We start from the raw sequence: 788 nt of genomic DNA, 5'->3' as shown, positions 1-788 counted from the left end.
AACGTCGAGTCCGGCCCCGCCACCACCCCGTGCGCGCCGATCTCCGCGATCCACTCGAGACCGAGCTCCTCGGCCCTGGCCCTGGACATCACCACGACCGCCGCGGCGCCGTCGGAGATCTGCGACGCGGACCCGGCCGTGACGGTGCCATCCTTCGAGAACGCCGGACGCAGCTTCCCGAGCGACTCGGCGGTGGTGTCGGCGCGGATCCCCTCGTCGGTCGCGAACACGATCGGGTCGCCCTTGCGCTGCGGGATCGACACCGGCACGACCTCGGCGTCGAACAGGCCGTCCTTCCAGGCGCGGGCCGCCCGCTGGTGCGAGGCGGCGGCGAACGCGTCCTGCTCGGCGCGGGAGACGAACCGCTCGCCGCTGTTGGCGGACTCGGTGAGGTTGCCCATCGCCTGGTCGGTGAAGATGTCGTGCAGGCCGTCGTAGGCCATGTGGTCGCGCAGGGTGACGTCGCCGTACTTGAATCCGGCGCGGGACTTCTCGAGCATGTGCGGGGCCCGGGTCATCGACTCCTGGCCACCGGCGACGACGACGTCGAACTCGCCGGCGCGGATCAGCTGGTCGGCCATCGCGATGGCATTGATGCCGGACAGGCACACCTTGTTGATCGTCAGGGCGGGCACGTCCATCGGGATGCCGGCGGCGACGGCGGCCTGGCGGGCCGGGATCTGTCCGGCGCCTGCGGTGAGGACCTGGCCCATGATCACGTACTCGACCTGCTCGGGCGCGACACCGGCCTTCTCGAGCGCACCGGCGATCGCGACGCCCCCGAGGTC

1 protein-coding gene is annotated in these 788 nt (G+C 71.6%); it reads right to left on the bottom strand.

What is annotated here, in order from left to right; genetic code table 11:
• Positions 1–788 (bottom strand): acetyl-CoA C-acyltransferase (locus ABD951_RS27940; RefSeq protein WP_345353431.1); only part of this gene is annotated, 788 nt, incomplete at both ends.

It is taken from the genome of Rhodococcus olei (assembly GCF_039540555.1).
Classification (GTDB): domain Bacteria; phylum Actinomycetota; class Actinomycetes; order Mycobacteriales; family Mycobacteriaceae; genus Rhodococcus_G; species Rhodococcus_G olei.
Note: the sequence above shows the minus strand (reverse complement) of the source record. Positions and strands in the feature narration are given on the sequence as shown.